Below are 14,788 nucleotides of genomic sequence, written 5' to 3' on the forward strand. Positions count from 1 at the left end.
CTCGCCCCATGATCCACCGACTGTCCGCCCTGAAAGCCGCGATCGAGCTTCGCCACCCGCGGATGTTCCGTCGCCTGACCTGGCTTCGCGACCGGCTCGCGCCCTATTACGCCGAGCCGGAACTGCGCCTGCTTCCCGCCCTGTGCGTACCGGGGGAGGCCGCCTACGACATCGGCGCCAACAGCGGGATCTACACCTTCTGGCTCTGCCGGGTCGCGGCCAGCGTGACGGCCTTCGAGCCGAATCCGAAGCTCGCGGCGCTGCTGGAGAGCAAATTCGCGCCGCTGATCGCGTCCGGCCGGCTGCGGGTCGAGGGGTGCGCGCTGAGCGACGGCGACGGGTCGATCGTGCTTCATGTGCCGCGCTCGTCCGCCCTGGCCTCGGTCGAGGCGGGGGCGGTGGGCGCCCATGGCGGGGAGGTGGAGGCGGTGACCGTCCCGCGCCGGACTCTGGACCGCTACGACGATCGCCCGGTCGGGTTCCTGAAGATCGATGTCGAAGGGCACGAGTCCGCGGTGGTCGGCGGCGGCCTCCGCCTGATCGGGCGCGACCGTCCCAACCTGCTGATCGAGGCGGAGGAGCGGCACAATCCCGGAGCCCTGGCGGCGTTGCAGGCGCGGCTGGCCCCGCTGGGCTATCGCGGCTACTTCGTCCTGGCGGGACGCCTGTGCACGCTGGACGGCTTCGACCCGGATCGCCACCAGTCCCGCTCGGCCCTCAACGCGGCGGGCACCCACCGCGTCAAGGGGCGGGTCTACATCAACAACTTCATCTTCGTCGCGCGCGACGGCATGGCCGACCGGCTGCGCGCCGCGCTCGGGCAATCAGGGGGGAACTGACCGCGTCAGCGGTGGCATCAGCGGCGGCAATCGACCTCGGGCCAGGGCCGCTTCTGGTAGAAGGGGCGCAAGGTCAGGATCGTCGCCACCTTCCAGATCCGGCTCTGGCGCTCGGGGCACAGATTGTTCACCGCCGAGGTCGGGTTGCCGCGCCACCAGTCGGGAAGGTGGACCTCGACCTCGTAGGTGTTCAGGTGCAGCTCGGGTTCACGAATCCACCAGCCATAGGGCAGACGGTCGAAATGGGTGCGGATTTCCTGGCGGATGTCGATGGCGCGCCATTCCTCCTCGTCCTGCGCGGCGGCCGGGCGGCCTTGCCCGAGCAGCGCTGCGGCAAGGCACAAGGCCAGCGCCGCATGGACTCTCCGGTGCCCTCGCCCTGTCGTCACCATGGTCATCAACCGACTGCTCTCCTTGCGCGGCCCAACACGGCGGGTCGCCGCGCGTCTCCGATTCTCTTCCGCCTCCACAACAACCCTTTATCCCACAGAGCGTGATGCGTCTCCAGACATGGCGTGCCCTCGGGCGTTACGGCGTCGGCCTCGGGCTGCGCGGGGTGGAGGTCGTCGGCAAGCTCGGCCTCTATATCATAGCGGCGCGCGCGCTGGGCGCCCATGATGCCGGCCTGTTCTTCCTGTGCCTGACCTGGATCGGCCTGGCATCGACCCTGGCGCGGCTGGGGCTCGAACGGGCGATCACGCGGCACATCGCCGCCGAACTGGCCATCGGCCAGGGACGGGCGGCCGGCCGTGACCTGCGGACCGGTTTGATCGGCACGGGATTTGCCGCGACCTTGGCCGCGGTGGCGGCCTTCGCCCTGGCCGGGCCGGCGTCGCATCTGCTGTTCGGGGCGCCGGACCTCGAAACGCCGCTGCGCCTGTCGGCCCTGGTCCTGCTGCCGCAGACCCTGACCATCACCATCGGGTCGGCCCTGGCGGGGCTCAAGCGGGGCATCGCCGCGCAGTTCGTGCAGAACGCGCTGTGGCCGGTGCTGATGCTCGCCGCTCTTCTGGCGGGGATTTCCAGCCTCGATTCCCTGATCCTGGCTCTGGCCGGGGCATGGACCCTCAGCGTCGCGGTCGGATTGGCCATTCTCGCGCGCGACCGCCGCCGATTCACCGACCATGCCATGCCAGCCGATGCCCCCTCAGCGGACGGGCCGGCGGAGGTTCTGCCGTCGCTGTGGCACACAGCGCGTCCCCTGTTCGTCGTCGAGCTGGTGCAGGTGTCGCTGGCGTCGCTGCCGGTGCTCGCGCTGGGCGTCTTCGTGGACGCGGCCTCGGTCGGCGCGTTCAGCGTGGCGAACCGCATCTCCATGCTGATCTGGGTTGTCGTCATCAGCATCGGAACCTTCGCCGCGCCCAACTACGCCGAGCTGCATCGCCGCGGCGAGACGTCCCGCCTGCTGGCCATGAACCGCGGCATCATGCTGACCGTCGCGGCGCTCGGCCTGCCCATGGTGTCGGTCATGATGATCGTGCCGGAGCTGTTGCTCGATCTGGTCGGGCAGGGATTCGGCAGCGCGGCGACGGCGCTGCGAATCCTCGCCGTGGGCCAGATGATCCACTGCCTTCTGGCCTGCCAGGACATCCTGCTGGCCATGACGGGACACGGACGCACGCTGCGCCGGCTCAACCTGCTGCAGCTCGCGGCGTGCATCGTGCTCGGCGCCGTCCTGATTCCGCTCTTCGGCATGACCGGAGCGGCGGCGGTGACGGCCCTGACGGTCGCCCAGGGGGCGATCGGAACGACGCTGGTGCGTCTCCTGCTGTTCCGGAGCCACAAGGAGTCTGCGGCGACCGAACGCGCCTGACCAACTTGACCAAATCAACGGCCCCACCCATATTGGTCAAGCTGGTTAAGGGGAGGGGGCCATGGGTCATATCAGCCTGTACGACGCGAAGACGCACCTCTCGGGTCTGGTCGACCGGGCGGCGGCCGGCGAGGAGTTCGTTATCGCCAAGAACGGCGTTCCCATGGCCAAATTGGTTCCGCTGCCCAAGGTGACGGCGCCCCGCACCCCGGCCCGCGCGCTGGGCGTCACCCGGATCGCGCCGGATTTCGACGATCCCGACCCGCAGATCGAAGCGCTGTTCGCCGGCTGCGAACCGGACGATGGGCCGGATGATCGGTTGGACAACGCGGCGAACCGCTGATGGACCTGCTGCTCGACACCCACGTCTTCCTCTGGTGGGACGCCGGCGCCGATCCGATCAGCCCGGCGGTGCGGGCCGCGATCGCCAATCCGGACAACCGCGTCCATGTGAGCGCGGCCTCCGTGTGGGAGATCGCGATCAAGAGCGGCAAGGGAAAGCTGGCCTTCACCGGTTCGCCGAGCGCGGCCATCGGCTTGAACGGCTTTCTGCCTCTCGTCATCGACCCGGCGCACGCCGAGCGGGCCGGAAGTCTGGAGTGGGCGCATCCGGACCCGTTTGACCGCATGCTGGTGGCCCAGGCGCAAGCCCAGAACCTGACGTTGGTCCATGCTGATGGCGTGATCGCCGATTACAAGGGAGTCGCGCAGATGTGGGCGCGTCCATAACGACGCACCGGATGGCTTGACCATGTCGAAAGCCGAGCCAACGAGGAAACGCTTCTTGCATTATTTTCCATAACAGCGCTTATGGGATTTTGATGCATCCCCAACCTCAATCTCCTCGAAAAATTCACTAACCAGCTACGTACGAAAGCTTACCGGGTCACGGGGGTCGCCCCGTTTTCCCCTCAGCGCCGCAGGGTGGGCTCGGTTTCGCCGGGCAGGCGCCGATTGCGGATGGTCAGCTGGTGGGTCAGCAGCAGCGGGTCCGGCCGCTCCTCCCCGTCCCAGAGCCGGTGCAGCATGCCCACGATGGCCGGACCGAAATCGTCGGACGGCACGCGGACCGAGTTCAGCCAGTCGGCGATCCACGGGTTGATCGGGTTGTCGTCGAAACCGAAGAAGGCCACGTCGCCCGGCACTTCCAGCCCGGCCTCCCGCGCGCGGCGGTAGGCGCCGTAGGCCAGCAGGTCGCTCAGGCAGACGATCACCGGCGGGCGGTCCGGCCGCTCCAGCATCGTTCCCATGGCGTGGTAGCCGGCCACGATGTGATCCAGCCCCGGCCCGGTGGCTCGGGGAATGGCCGCCGTATCCACCCCCGCCGCGGCCAGCCGGTCGAACAGACCGAGCAGGCGCCAGTGGCCGGCGGTGCGGTCCAGCGAGGCGTGGAGGACGCCGATGCGGCGCACCCCGCGCTCCAGCAGCCGGTCGGCGATCTCCGCCCCGGCGCCGGCGTTGTCGATACCGACATAGGGCGAGGACGGGTCGCCGGGGTCCGGGCGGTTCACAAAGACCAGCGTTTCGCCGGCGGCCCGCGCCTCGTCCAGTGCCGGGCTGTCCACCGCGCCCACCAGGATCATCGCGCGGACGAGCTGGGCGCGCATTTCGCGGATGTACTCGTCCTGCACGTCGGCGCGCTCGTGCGTGTCGCACAGCGACATCACCAGCCCCTCCCCGCGCAGAGACCATTCGATGGACGAGGCGATGGCGGCCATGGAGGGGTTGGCGAGGTTCGCGGCGAGGACGCCGACGATGCGGCTCTCCCGGCGGCGCAGCGCCCGCCCGACGCTGCCGGGCCGGTAGCCCAGCTCGCGGATCGCCGCCCTCACCCGCTCCGCCGTCTCCTCCGTCGCCTTGTTCGCGACGCCGTTGATGACGCGCGAGGCGGTGGCGACCGACACCCCGGCGCGGGCCGCCACCTGGGCGAGCGACGGGGCGAGCGACGCACGCTCCGTGCGCGAGGCGCGGCTGCGGTCGGATGGCGGGGGCATCGGCACCTCGGTCTGCGCAAGAGGGTTGGGGGTGGGCGGCGGCGTGAAAACCGGTTGCGTAGAGATGCACGCCCGCCTATTGTTTCGGCAAGGGTAATCGATTTCCCTCGGCGGTGATATCGCTATCGACGCCGGGGGACGGACGAATGGCCCATCACGCCCCTCCGACAAGGCGGGCGCGAAAAAAAGATTAGGGAGAGGACGCTCATGACAGCCGAAGGCGCCGAGCGCGCCACGGTCGTTGACCCTTACGACCATCTCCATGACGAGGCATACGCCGACGCCTTCGCCCGCGGACGGGTGGGCGTCGCAACCCTGGTGACCGTCGCCGGGCGCGCCGTCGAGTCGCTGGACGGCGACTGGCGCTTCGCCATCGATCCCCATGACGAGGGACTGCGCCAAAAATGGTACGCCGACGCGCCGGTGCCGGCGTCGGAGTGGACCGCCCCGCGCGATTACGACGACGGCGCGTGGCAAACCGCACCGGTCCCCGCCTGCTGGAACATGCAGCACCCCGAGTGGCGGCATTACGAGGGCGGCGCCTGGTACACGCGGACGCTGGACCACACGCCCGGTCAGGCGGACGAACGCGTCGTCCTGCACATCGGCGCCGCCGCCTATGAGGCGCGCGTCTTCCTCAACGGCCAATTCCTCGGCGCGCACCGCGGCGCCTCGACGCCCTTCTGCGTCGAGCTGACCGCGCATCTTCGCCCCGGCGCGAACCGTCTCCAGATCCAGGTCGACAACACGCGCCGGGCCGACCGGGTGCCGATGCGCCACACCGACTGGTTCAACTACGGCGGCCTCTACCGCTCCGTGGCACTGCTGCGACTGCCCGCGCTGTTCATCCGGGACTTCGGCGTGGCGCTGGTGCCGGGCAGCGGCTTCGGCCGCGTCGCCGTTGACGTCACCCTGTCCGACCCGGTGGACGGCACGGCGACCGTCGCCATCGACGGGCTGCTGCCGCCCTCCCCCATTCCCGTCGCCGCCGGACGCGGGCGGGTGGAATTCGATCTCTCCCCGGAGCTGTGGTCTCCGGAGTCGCCCCGCCTCTACGGCGTCACCCTGCGTTTCGGCGCCGATGCCGTGGCCGACCGCGTCGGCTTCCGCGAGATTGCCGTGGCGGGCGAGCACATCCTCCTCAACGGGCGCGACATCACGCTGCGCGGCGTCTCGGTGCATGAGGACGACCTCACGCTCGGCAAGACCAGCGACGAGGCGGACATCCGCCGCCGCTACGCCGACGCCAAGGCGCTGGGCTGCAATTTCCTGCGCCTCGCCCACTACCCGCACGACCCGCGGGCGGCGGCCATCGCCGACGAGGTCGGGCTGATGCTGTGGTCGGAGATTCCCGTCTACTGGGCCATCGACTTCGCCAACCCCGACACCTACGAGGACGCCGCGAACCAGCTGGCGGAGCTGATCGCCCGTGACCGCAACCGGGCCAGCACGATCCTGTGGGGCGTCGGCAACGAGAACGCCGACACCGACGCCCGCCTCTCCTTCATGGCGCGGCTGGCCGCGCTGGCCCGCAAGCTGGACCCGACGCGGCTGGTGACCGCGGCCTGCCTGATCGACCGCGAACGCTTCGCCATCGCCGACCGGCTGGCCGACCATCTCGACGTGATCGGTCTCAACGAGTATTTCGGCTGGTACGAGCCCTCCTTCGACGGGCTGCGCCGGCTGCTCGTCAATTCCGCTCCCGGAAAGCCGGTGATCATTTCCGAGTTCGGCGCCGACGCGGTGGCCGGTCTGCACGGCGGCCCGCGCGATCTCTTCACCGAGGACTGCCAGGAGGCGGTCTACCGCGAGCAGCTCGCCATCCTCGCCACCGCCCCCTACGTGCGCGGGATGACGCCCTGGGTCCTCTACGACTTCCGCACCGAGCGGCGGCAGACCGCCTTCCAGCGCGGCTGGAACCGCAAGGGGCTGATCGCCGAGGACAAGACCACCCGCAAGCGCGCCTTCGCCGTCCTTGCGGAGCATTACCGGGCGATGGCCGACGCCGAGGCGCCCGCATCGCCGCACACCGATTCAGCCAAATCACGATAACCGGAGGATTCGTCATGTTCGCGTTGAACCGTCGTCACGCCGCCCTGCTCGCCGCCGCCGTTCTGGGCTTGACCCTCGCCGGGCCGGCCGCCGCCAAGACCACGCTGCGCCTCGGCCACGGGCTGGCCAAGGGCCACCCGGTGGACGTCTCGCTGGACGAGTTCGCCAAGCTGGTGCGCGAGCGCAGCAAGGGCGAGCTGGACATCAAGGTGTTTCCCGCCGGCCAGCTCGGCCAGCAGCGCGAACTGATCGAGCAGATGCAGAACGGCGCGCTCGACCTCGTGCACGCCAACGCCTCGCCGCTCGCCGCCTTCGAGCCGAGCTTCGGCGTCTACGACATGCCCTTCCTGTTCCGCGACAACGACCATTTCTTCAAGGTGGTCGAGGGCGCGGTCGGCGACGAGGTCCTGGCCTCCAGCCGGGCCAAGGCCTTCGTCGGCCTCGCCTATTACGACAACGGCACGCGCAGCTTCTACGCCAACAAGCCGCTGGCCAAGCCGGAGGACTTGAAGGGCCTGAAGGTCCGCGTCCAGCCCGGCCCGATCGCCACCCGCATGATCAACCTGCTGGGCGCCACCGCCACCCCGCTGGCCTGGGGCGAGGTCTACACGGCGCTGCAGTCCGGCGTCGTCGACGGGGCGGAGAACAACGTGACCGCCCTGACGCTGGCCCGCCACGGCGAGGTGATGAAGGTCTACACCCGCGACGAGCACACCCGCGTGCCCGACGTGGTGCTGGTCGCCACCTCCACGCTGGACCGCCTGAAGCCGGAGCAGCAGGAGCTTCTGCGCCAGGCGGCCCGCGACAGCGCCAAAGCCCACAACGCCCGCTGGGCGGCCGAGCTGGAGAAGGCCGAGGGCGAGGCGGCGAAGATGGGCGTCAAGTTCGTGGACGCCGACAAGGCGGCCTACCGTCAGGTCGTGCAGCCCATGTACGACGACCTGAAGGCCACCCCGGCGCTGGCCACGCTCGCCGACCGCATCCAGTCGGTCAAGTAAGCCCCCGCCCCGCCCGCTCGCCGCGTCGAAACAGAGGAGCGCCCCCATGCTGGACACCATCCACCGCACGCTCGACCGCGTCGTGCTCGCCATCACGATCCCGCTGACGGTCGCCATGCTGGGCTGCGTGGTGTGGCAGGTCGTCGCCCGCTACGCGCTCAACGTCTCGACGTCGGCGACGGACGAGATCGCCCGCTTCGCCTTCATCTGGGTCAGCCTGCTCGGCTCGGCCTATGTGCTGGGCAAGCGCGGGCACATCGCCATCACCGGGCTGGTGGACCTTCTGCCGGCCCGGCCGCGCGGCGGCGTCGAGATCGCCATCGCGGCGCTGGTCGCGCTATTCACCGTGACGATCCTGTGCGGCGGCGGCTGGCTGCTGGTGGACAAGGCGCGCACGCTCGGCCAGGTCACGCCGGCGCTCCAGCTGCCGATGTGGATGGTCTACGCCGTGATCCCGCTGTCCGGCGTGCTGACCCTGATCTACATGGTCATCGCCCTGATGGAGAGCCTGCGCGAAGGGCCGGGCGTGACCAGCCACGCCGTCTCGCTCGACTGATACGGCTGGAAAATGATCACTTCCTTCATTTTCCAGCCGTGAAACCCGGCAGATCAATGCCTTGGCATTGATCGAGAGGGTCATGCCGGCGGCGCCTTCAGGTGCCGTCGGTATGACGCCCACCCCTTCCGTCGCGGAAACGCAGCCATGGACTTCTCCCCCGCCCTCGTCCTCAGCGCCGCCTTCGTCGCCCTTCTGGCCTTCGGCGTTCCCATCTCCTACGCCACCGGGCTCGCCTCGATCACGGCGCTGCTGACCATCATGCCGCCGCTGCCGGCAATCTCGGTGACGGCGCAGCGCATCGCCACCGGCCTGGACAGCTTCGCGCTGCTGGCGATCCCCTTCTTCTTCATGGCCGGCTCGATCATGAACCGTGGCGGCATCGCCCGCCGCCTGATCGACTGCGCCAAGGTCTTCGTCGGCTGGATGCCCGGACCGCTGGCGCAGATCACCATCCTCGCCAACATGATGTTCGGCTGCGTGTCGGGGTCGGCGGTGGCCGCCGCCTCGGCCATCGGCGGCACCATGCAGCCGTCGATGGACAAGGCCGGCTACGACCGCAGCTACACCGCGGCGGTCAACATCTCCTCCTGCATCACCGGACTGCTGATCCCGCCGTCGGGCGCCTTCATCGTCTATTCGCTGGTGTCGGGCGGCACCTCCATCGCGGCGCTGTTCGTGGCCGGCTACCTGCCGGGCATCCTGCTCGGGCTGGCGGTGATGATCCCGGCCTGGATGATGGCGAAGAAGCGCGGCTACGCCCGCCTGCCCTCCCCGACCCTGTCCCAGTCCTCGCGCGCCCTGCTGTCCGCCCTGCCCAGCCTGGGGCTGATCATCGTGGTGATCGGCGGCATCGTTGGCGGCGTCTTCACCGCGACCGAGGGATCGGCCATCGCCGTCGTCTACGCGCTCGCCCTGGCGCTCGCCTACCGGGAGCTGTCGATGGACGACATCATGCAGATCCTGGTGGACACCATCGTCGCAACGGCGGTGGTGGCGCTGATGGTCGGCACCTCCATGGCGATGGCCTACGTGATGTCGCTGGCCGAGATCCCGCAGATCATCGGCGACTGGGTGCAGTCGGTGTCCGGCAACTGGATCATCGCCCTGCTGCTGGTCAACATCGTGCTGCTGCTGATGGGCACCTTCCTCGACATCACGCCGGGCATCCTGATCTTCACGCCGATCTTCCTGCCGGTGCTGGTGGAGCTGGGGGTGGACCCGGTGCATTTCGGGGTGATCCTGGTGTTCAACCTGTCGCTCGGCATCGTCTCGCCGCCGACCGGCAGCGCCCTGTTCATCGGCTGCGCCGTGGCGCGCGTGTCGATCGAGCAGGTGATCCGGCCGCTGATCCCCCTCTTCGCCTGGAGCACGGCGGCGCTGCTGATCGTCACCTACGTGCCCGGCCTGTCGCTCTGGCTGCCCAGCCTCTTCGGCCTCATCAAGTAAGCCGCGCCCTGCCCTCAGGAACCGGCCTTCCAATTTCAGGTCTCATGACGTCAGGAGTTCACGCGCCATGCGCACGCTGACCGGCGCCTCCCTCGTTGCGCCCGCCCCGTCCCGCGATGGGGGAGAAGCCAGCCCCCAGGGGATCGCCTTCGACCTCGACCGCGGCTACCGCCTGACCCTGTTCCCGCTGGGGCCCGCGCTGGCGCGCGTCCTCATCGAGCGGCCGGCCGGACTGCGCGCGCCGCGCACCTGGTCGCTGGCGCCCGAGCTGTCGAGCCAGACCGACCCCGCCCTGGCCGACCCCATCGACGGGCGGGACCGCCGCGACCTGACCGGTTTCCCCGGCACCCCGGCGGCGGTCGAGGAAAGCGCCGACAGCGTCACCGTCACCACCCCCGGCTGGCGCGTCGTGGTCCAGCGCGCGCCCCTGGCGCTGCGCTGGTACGAGCCGGCGGCGGAGGGCGACGGCTGGCGCCTCGTCCTCGCCGACCGGCCGACGCAGCCCTACCTGTTCGACGACCGCTCCCCCCGCTTCGCCCACCATCTGGTCAGCCACGCCGGGGAGCGCTATCACGGCTTCGGCGACAAGAGCGGCGGCACCGACAAGCGCGGACGGCGCCTTGCCATGGGAACGACCGACGCGCTCGGCTACGACGCGGAGACGAGCGACCCGCTCTACAAGCACATCCCCTTCTGCCTCAGCGTGCGGCCGGAGCGCGATGGGGCGGCGGTCGGCGTCTTCTACGACAACCTGTCGCGCGGCCTCTTCGACCTCGGCCAGACCATCGACGCCTACCACGGCGACTTCATCCGGTTCGAGGCGTCGGACGGCGACCTCGACTGCTACGTCCTGTTCGGGCCGAGCGTGCCGCAGGTCGTGGCGAACTTCACCGCCCTGACCGGCCGCACCTCCTTCCGGCCGCGCTGGGCGATCAGCTATTCCGGCTCGACCATGCAGTACACCGACGCGCCGGACGCCGGGGTGCGGCTGCTCGGCTTCCTCGACGCGCTGAAGGAGCACGGCCTGCCCTGCGGGTCGTTCCAGATGTCGTCCGGCTACACGATGATCGGCGACAAGCGCTACGTCTTCCACTGGAACCGCGACAAGTTCCCCGAGCCGGAGGCGGTCACCGCCAAGTTCGCCGAGGCCGGCGTCCATCTCGTCGCCAACATCAAGCCGGCGCTGCTCGGCGACCATCCGAAATTCGCCGAGGTCCAGGGCTTCGGCGGCTTCGTGCGCGACAGCGACGCTCCGGACAGCCCGCAGATCACCCAGTTCTGGGGCGGCGACGGCGCCTATCTCGACTTCACCAACCCGGCGACCACGCGCTGGTGGATGGCGAACGTCACGAAGGAACTGCTGGAGCGCGGCATCGGCTCGACCTGGAACGACAACAACGAGTTCGAGATCTGGGACGACGCGGCGGTCTGCGACGTCAACGGCCATGGCGGCACGATGGCGACGCTGCGCCCGGTGCAGACCCACCTGATGATCCGCGCCTCGCACCTCGCCCAGGTGGCGCACGCACCGGACAAGCGCCCCTACCTGATCTCGCGCTCCGGCGGGCCGGGCCTTCAGCGCTATGTGCAGACCTGGTCGGGCGACAACCGGACGAGCTGGAAGACGCTGCGCTGGAACCTGCGCATGGGCCACGGCTTCAGCCTGTCGGGCCTGTTCGACTACGGCCACGACGTCGGCGGCTTCGCCGGTCCCCGGCCGGAGCCGGAGCTGCTGATGCGCTGGATCGAGCAGGCGGTGTGGTGGCCGCGCTTCACCATCCATTCCTGGAACGACGACGGCAGCGTCACCGAGCCCTGGACCTACCCGGAGCTGCTGCCGCAGGTGAAGGCCGCGCTGGATTGGCGGGAGCGGCTGGTGCCGCTGCTCTACACGCTGCTGTGGCGGGCGCACCGCGACCATGACCCGGTGATGCGGCCGCTGTTCTACGACTTCCCCGACCAGCCCGAAGCCTACGGGGAGGAGGACAGCACCATGGTCGGCGACCGGCTGCTCGTCGCCCCGGTCCTCGACCCCGGCCGGACGGAGCTGGAGGTCTGGCTGCCGGCAGTGCCCGGCGGCTGGTACGACCTGCGCGACGGGCGGCGTTACGACGGCGGCGGACGGGTCACCGTGGCGGCGCCGCTGGGCGTGTCCCCGGCCTTCGTCCGGGCCGGCACGCTGTTGCCGCTCGGCCCCGCCCCGTCCTGGGCCGAGGGTCCGCTGACCGTCCGCTGCTTCCCCGGACCGGAGGGCTATGCCCCGCTGACCCTTTTCGACGACGACGGGGAGAGCGTGTGCCGCGACGAGTCCGTCTGCCTGCTGACCATCACTGGCACGGACGCGGCCGCGCTGTCGGTGAGCCGCAGCGGCGGCCGGGCGCCGCGCTGGACCTCCCTGTCCATCGAGGCGGCGGACGGTACGCCGGTCGGCAGCCTGCCCCTCTGACCGGATCAAACGGCACGCCCACGTCCAAGGGCGTGCCGCTCCACCCCACACAGGATCGCATGGCCGCCCCGGCGAAACCGAAGTGGTGGAATCCGGCGTGTTGGTATAAAGACCGGCTTACCAGGCCGGGCCCCTCTGACAGTTCCCTGAACTGTGATGTCGGACTGGAGACATACAGAGTGGCCCCCGCCCGCCCCTGCCGGCAGCGTTTCTGCCGTGTGCCTGGTCCCGCCCGTGGGTGCTGCTCTCTTGCCCTATGCTAGAGGAAGGCACCGCATGACCGATCTGTTCACAGCCGAAGCGCTTGCCGCGCTGCTTCAAGTCATCGCCATCGACCTCGTTCTGGCCGGCGACAACGCCATCGTGGTCGGCATGGCCGCCGCGGCGGTGCCGCTGGCCCAGCGCCGCAAGGTCATCTTCTGGGGAATCGCCGCCGCCATGGGGCTGCGCGTGTTCTTCGCCCTCATCACCACCCAGCTCCTCGCCATCATCGGCCTGACCCTGGCGGGCGGCGTCCTGCTGCTGTGGGTGTGCTGGAAGATGTTCCGCGAGCTGCGCAGCCACGGCGCCGACGAGATCGCCCCCGACGAGGCGATGGACGCGCCCGATCCCTCGGGCACCGTCACCGCTGGCGTGGCGGGCAACGCCGCCGTCGCGGCGGCCGGAGCGACCACCTTCGGTGCTGCCATCTGGCAGATCGTGGTGGCCGACGTGTCGATGTCGCTCGACAACGTTCTGGCGGTGGCCGGCGCCGCCAAGGAACACCCGACCATCCTGGTGATCGGTCTGGTCCTGTCGGTCGTTCTGATGGGTGCCGCCGCCAACATGATCGCGCATGTGCTGCACAAGCACCGCTGGATCGGCTGGGTCGGCCTCGCCATCATCTCCTACGTCGCGCTCGACATGATCTGGCGCGGCAGCAACGAAGTCCTCCGCCACATGGCCTGAGGACATGGCGTGAGGCCGGCCGCCGCTCGCGGTCGGGCTCGTTGACCGGGGGCGCCCGCCGCACCATGACGGTGCCGGGCGCCCCCCGTTCGTTTGGGACTGGTTAAACGGCCGCAGTCACCACGACCTCGATCAGGATCGACGGGTCGCCCAGGTCGGCGACGCCGATGGTGGCGCGGGCCGGCAGGTCGTCGCCGTTCAGCCACTCCAGCCACGCGGCGTTCATGCCGTCCTTGGCCTTCATGTCGGTGATGAAGAGCTGGGCGGACAGCAGCTTCGTCTTGTCCGTGCCGGCCATGGCGAGCACGGTGTCGAGCTTCCGGCAAATCTGGGCGGTCTGCTCCTGCATGCCGACGCTGACGTCGTCGGCGATGATGCCGCCGAGGAAGGCGATGCCGTTGCTGACGACGACGCGGTGCATGATCTTGGTCTTCTCAACGCGCTTGATCACGAGAACTCTCCCAATTTTGGTTTGTATCGGTACGGTTGTTGGTCAGGGGATGACGGTGAAATCGACGTATTTGGCGGCGATGCGGGCCAGCGTGCCGTCCTGAACGACCGACGCGATGGCGGCGTCGAAGGCGGCCTTGAGGTCCGCGTCCTCCTTGCGCAGGCCGACGCCCACGCCGGGGCCGAACACCTCGGCGTCGACCAGCGGCTTGCCGACGAGCTGGAGCGACTTCGAGGCGTCGGCCTTCACCCAGTCGGACGCGGTGGCGCCGGTGGTGATGGCGGCGTCGATGCGCCCGCTCTTTAGGTCGGCCAGCAGATTCGACGCGGTGTCGTAGTTCTTCAGCGAGACGGTCTTGCCGAAGTGCTTCTCGACGTAGCGGTAATGGGTGGTCGAGGTCTGGGCGCCGACCGACTTGCCGGCCAGGGTGGCCTCGGTCCCGTCGATGCCGCCGCCGGTGGCCGCCACGAAATAGGCCGGCACGACCATGTAGGGAACGGAGAAGGCGATGGCCTTCGCGCGCTCCGGCGTGATGTTCATGGTCGCCATGATCGCGTCGTAGCGGCGCGACAGCAGGCCGGGGATGATGCCGTCCCAGTCCTGGGCGACCAGGGTGCAGCGCCGCTTCATGCGCTCGCACAGCGCGTTGGCCAGCTCCACCTCCAGCCCGCCGAGCGTGCCGTCGGGGGCGGTCATGTTGAAGGGCGGGTAGGCGCCCTCCGTCGCGATGCGCAGCGGCGGACCGTCTGCCCGCGAGTCCGAGGGGACGGCCGCCGCGAGGGCACACAGGCTCATCGCCAGCCCAAGGGCCAGACGTTTCATGGAAAAACTCCGGTTTGGTAAATCGGTAGGAGCCGATCAGAGGGCGGCGATCACCTGGATCTCGACCAGCAGGTCGGGGTCGGCGAGCTTGGCCTCGACGGTCGCGCGGGCCGGGGCGTTGGCGCGGTCCACCCAGGCGTCCCAGGCCGCGTTCATCGCCGCGAAGCCGGCCATGTCGGCGAGATAGACGGTGGCGGTCAGCAGCCGGCTCTTGTCCGTGCCGGCGCGCTCCAGCAGAACGTCGATCTGGCGCAGCACGTCGCGGGTCTGCGCCGTCACGTCGTGGGTGACGCCGCCCATCGCCTCGAAATCGGCGATCTGGCCGCACAGATAGACGGTGCCGTTATGAACGACCATCTCGCTCATCCGCGGGCCGCAATCGAAACGCTGAATCGTCAAAACGTGGGTCTCCTGAAAAGG

The 14,788-nt window shown here is 69.5% G+C and carries 15 protein-coding genes; 10 read left to right on the forward strand and 5 right to left on the reverse strand.

The annotated features are described in order from the left end of the window. Window positions 1–8: 8 nt before the first annotated feature. Window positions 9–839 (forward strand): FkbM family methyltransferase, encoded by an 831-nt coding sequence (locus tag ACFPMG_RS01460; RefSeq protein ID WP_376993480.1) that lies wholly within the window; start codon window positions 9–11, stop codon window positions 837–839. 17 nt (window positions 840–856) lie between these two features. Here ACFPMG_RS01460 and ACFPMG_RS01465 read toward each other — a convergent pair whose 3' ends face one another. Then, window positions 857–1,237, reverse strand: coding sequence for a hypothetical protein (locus tag ACFPMG_RS01465; protein WP_376993481.1), 381 nt, complete (start codon window positions 1,235–1,237; stop codon window positions 857–859). A 98-nt stretch (window positions 1,238–1,335) separates the two neighbouring features. On the opposite strand from ACFPMG_RS01465, the gene ACFPMG_RS01470 reads away from it, so the two are divergent. From ACFPMG_RS01470 to ACFPMG_RS01480, 3 genes are all read left to right on the forward strand, one after another. Next, window positions 1,336–2,652, forward strand: a complete 1,317-nt coding sequence (locus ACFPMG_RS01470) for a lipopolysaccharide biosynthesis protein (protein WP_376993482.1) — start codon at window positions 1,336–1,338, stop codon at window positions 2,650–2,652. A 61-nt stretch (window positions 2,653–2,713) separates the two neighbouring features. After that, window positions 2,714–2,995, forward strand: coding sequence for a type II toxin-antitoxin system Phd/YefM family antitoxin (locus tag ACFPMG_RS01475; protein WP_376993483.1), 282 nt, complete (start codon window positions 2,714–2,716; stop codon window positions 2,993–2,995). Continuing rightward, a complete protein-coding gene (locus ACFPMG_RS01480) occupies window positions 2,995–3,381 on the forward strand; it encodes a type II toxin-antitoxin system VapC family toxin (protein WP_376993484.1) in 387 nt (128 codons plus the stop codon). Before ACFPMG_RS01475 ends, ACFPMG_RS01480 begins: the two co-directional genes overlap by 1 nt. Before the next feature lie 182 nt (window positions 3,382–3,563). On the opposite strand, the gene ACFPMG_RS01485 is transcribed toward ACFPMG_RS01480, so the two are convergent. Continuing rightward, window positions 3,564–4,646: a LacI family DNA-binding transcriptional regulator gene (locus ACFPMG_RS01485; protein ID WP_376993485.1), complete on the reverse strand. Its 1,083-nt coding sequence runs from the start codon at window positions 4,644–4,646 to the stop codon at window positions 3,564–3,566. A gap of 207 nt (window positions 4,647–4,853) precedes the next feature. Here ACFPMG_RS01485 and ACFPMG_RS01490 point away from each other — a divergent pair, with 207 nt between their 5' ends. The 6 genes from ACFPMG_RS01490 (at window position 4,854) to ACFPMG_RS01515 (ending at window position 13,095) form a co-directional block, all read left to right on the forward strand. Beyond that, window positions 4,854–6,698, forward strand: coding sequence for a glycoside hydrolase family 2 protein (locus ACFPMG_RS01490; RefSeq protein WP_376993486.1), 1,845 nt, complete (start codon window positions 4,854–4,856; stop codon window positions 6,696–6,698). 14 nt (window positions 6,699–6,712) lie between these two features. Then, window positions 6,713–7,696: a TRAP transporter substrate-binding protein gene (locus ACFPMG_RS01495; RefSeq protein ID WP_376993487.1), complete on the forward strand. Its 984-nt coding sequence runs from the start codon at window positions 6,713–6,715 to the stop codon at window positions 7,694–7,696. Window positions 7,697–7,742: 46 nt separating this feature from the next. After that, a complete protein-coding gene (locus tag ACFPMG_RS01500; RefSeq protein ID WP_376993488.1) occupies window positions 7,743–8,252 on the forward strand; it encodes a TRAP transporter small permease in 510 nt (169 codons plus the stop codon). Window positions 8,253–8,399: 147 nt separating this feature from the next. Next, on the forward strand, window positions 8,400–9,701 hold the full coding sequence (locus ACFPMG_RS01505) for a TRAP transporter large permease (RefSeq protein ID WP_376993489.1): 1,302 nt from the start codon (window positions 8,400–8,402) through the stop codon (window positions 9,699–9,701). A gap of 67 nt (window positions 9,702–9,768) precedes the next feature. Further along, window positions 9,769–12,147, forward strand: a complete 2,379-nt coding sequence (locus ACFPMG_RS01510; RefSeq protein ID WP_376993490.1) for a glycoside hydrolase family 31 protein — start codon at window positions 9,769–9,771, stop codon at window positions 12,145–12,147. 276 nt (window positions 12,148–12,423) lie between these two features. After that, on the forward strand, window positions 12,424–13,095 hold the full coding sequence (locus tag ACFPMG_RS01515) for a TerC family protein (RefSeq protein ID WP_014199023.1): 672 nt from the start codon (window positions 12,424–12,426) through the stop codon (window positions 13,093–13,095). Between the two features lie 103 nt (window positions 13,096–13,198). Here the strand turns inward: ACFPMG_RS01515 and ACFPMG_RS01520 are convergent, their stop codons facing one another. Genes ACFPMG_RS01520 through ACFPMG_RS01530 form a run of 3 tightly spaced genes read right to left on the reverse strand, consistent with a single transcriptional unit; the run spans window position 13,199 to window position 14,767 of the window. After that, on the reverse strand, window positions 13,199–13,546 hold the full coding sequence (locus ACFPMG_RS01520) for a RidA family protein (protein ID WP_376993491.1): 348 nt from the start codon (window positions 13,544–13,546) through the stop codon (window positions 13,199–13,201). 42 nt (window positions 13,547–13,588) lie between these two features. Continuing rightward, the gene (locus tag ACFPMG_RS01525; protein WP_376993492.1) at window positions 13,589–14,368 is read right to left on the reverse strand and encodes a transporter substrate-binding domain-containing protein; all 780 of its coding nucleotides are present in this window, start codon (window positions 14,366–14,368) and stop codon (window positions 13,589–13,591) included. Between the two features lie 36 nt (window positions 14,369–14,404). After that, window positions 14,405–14,767, reverse strand: a complete 363-nt coding sequence (locus ACFPMG_RS01530; protein WP_035680295.1) for a RidA family protein — start codon at window positions 14,765–14,767, stop codon at window positions 14,405–14,407. Window positions 14,768–14,788: the final 21 nt, after the last annotated feature.

The sequence above is a fragment of the Azospirillum himalayense genome, from assembly GCF_042657465.1.
Lineage (GTDB): Bacteria > Pseudomonadota > Alphaproteobacteria > Azospirillales > Azospirillaceae > Azospirillum > Azospirillum himalayense.

Excerpts from the sequence above, each read along its gene's own strand:
- ACFPMG_RS01460 (WP_376993480.1), top strand. The coding sequence starts at position 9 with ATGATCCACCGACTGTCCGCCCTGAAAGCCGCGATCGAGCTTCGCCAC.
- ACFPMG_RS01465 (WP_376993481.1), bottom strand. The coding sequence starts at position 1,237 with ATGACCATGGTGACGACAGGGCGAGGGCACCGGAGAGTCCATGCGGCG.
- ACFPMG_RS01470 (WP_376993482.1), top strand. The coding sequence starts at position 1,336 with ATGCGTCTCCAGACATGGCGTGCCCTCGGGCGTTACGGCGTCGGCCTC.
- ACFPMG_RS01475 (WP_376993483.1), top strand. The coding sequence starts at position 2,714 with ATGGGTCATATCAGCCTGTACGACGCGAAGACGCACCTCTCGGGTCTG.
- ACFPMG_RS01480 (WP_376993484.1), top strand. The coding sequence starts at position 2,995 with ATGGACCTGCTGCTCGACACCCACGTCTTCCTCTGGTGGGACGCCGGC.
- ACFPMG_RS01485 (WP_376993485.1), bottom strand. The coding sequence starts at position 4,646 with ATGCCCCCGCCATCCGACCGCAGCCGCGCCTCGCGCACGGAGCGTGCG.
- ACFPMG_RS01490 (WP_376993486.1), top strand. The coding sequence starts at position 4,854 with ATGACAGCCGAAGGCGCCGAGCGCGCCACGGTCGTTGACCCTTACGAC.
- ACFPMG_RS01495 (WP_376993487.1), top strand. The coding sequence starts at position 6,713 with ATGTTCGCGTTGAACCGTCGTCACGCCGCCCTGCTCGCCGCCGCCGTT.
- ACFPMG_RS01500 (WP_376993488.1), top strand. The coding sequence starts at position 7,743 with ATGCTGGACACCATCCACCGCACGCTCGACCGCGTCGTGCTCGCCATC.
- ACFPMG_RS01505 (WP_376993489.1), top strand. The coding sequence starts at position 8,400 with ATGGACTTCTCCCCCGCCCTCGTCCTCAGCGCCGCCTTCGTCGCCCTT.
- ACFPMG_RS01510 (WP_376993490.1), top strand. The coding sequence starts at position 9,769 with ATGCGCACGCTGACCGGCGCCTCCCTCGTTGCGCCCGCCCCGTCCCGC.
- ACFPMG_RS01515 (WP_014199023.1), top strand. The coding sequence starts at position 12,424 with ATGACCGATCTGTTCACAGCCGAAGCGCTTGCCGCGCTGCTTCAAGTC.
- ACFPMG_RS01525 (WP_376993492.1), bottom strand. The coding sequence starts at position 14,368 with ATGAAACGTCTGGCCCTTGGGCTGGCGATGAGCCTGTGTGCCCTCGCG.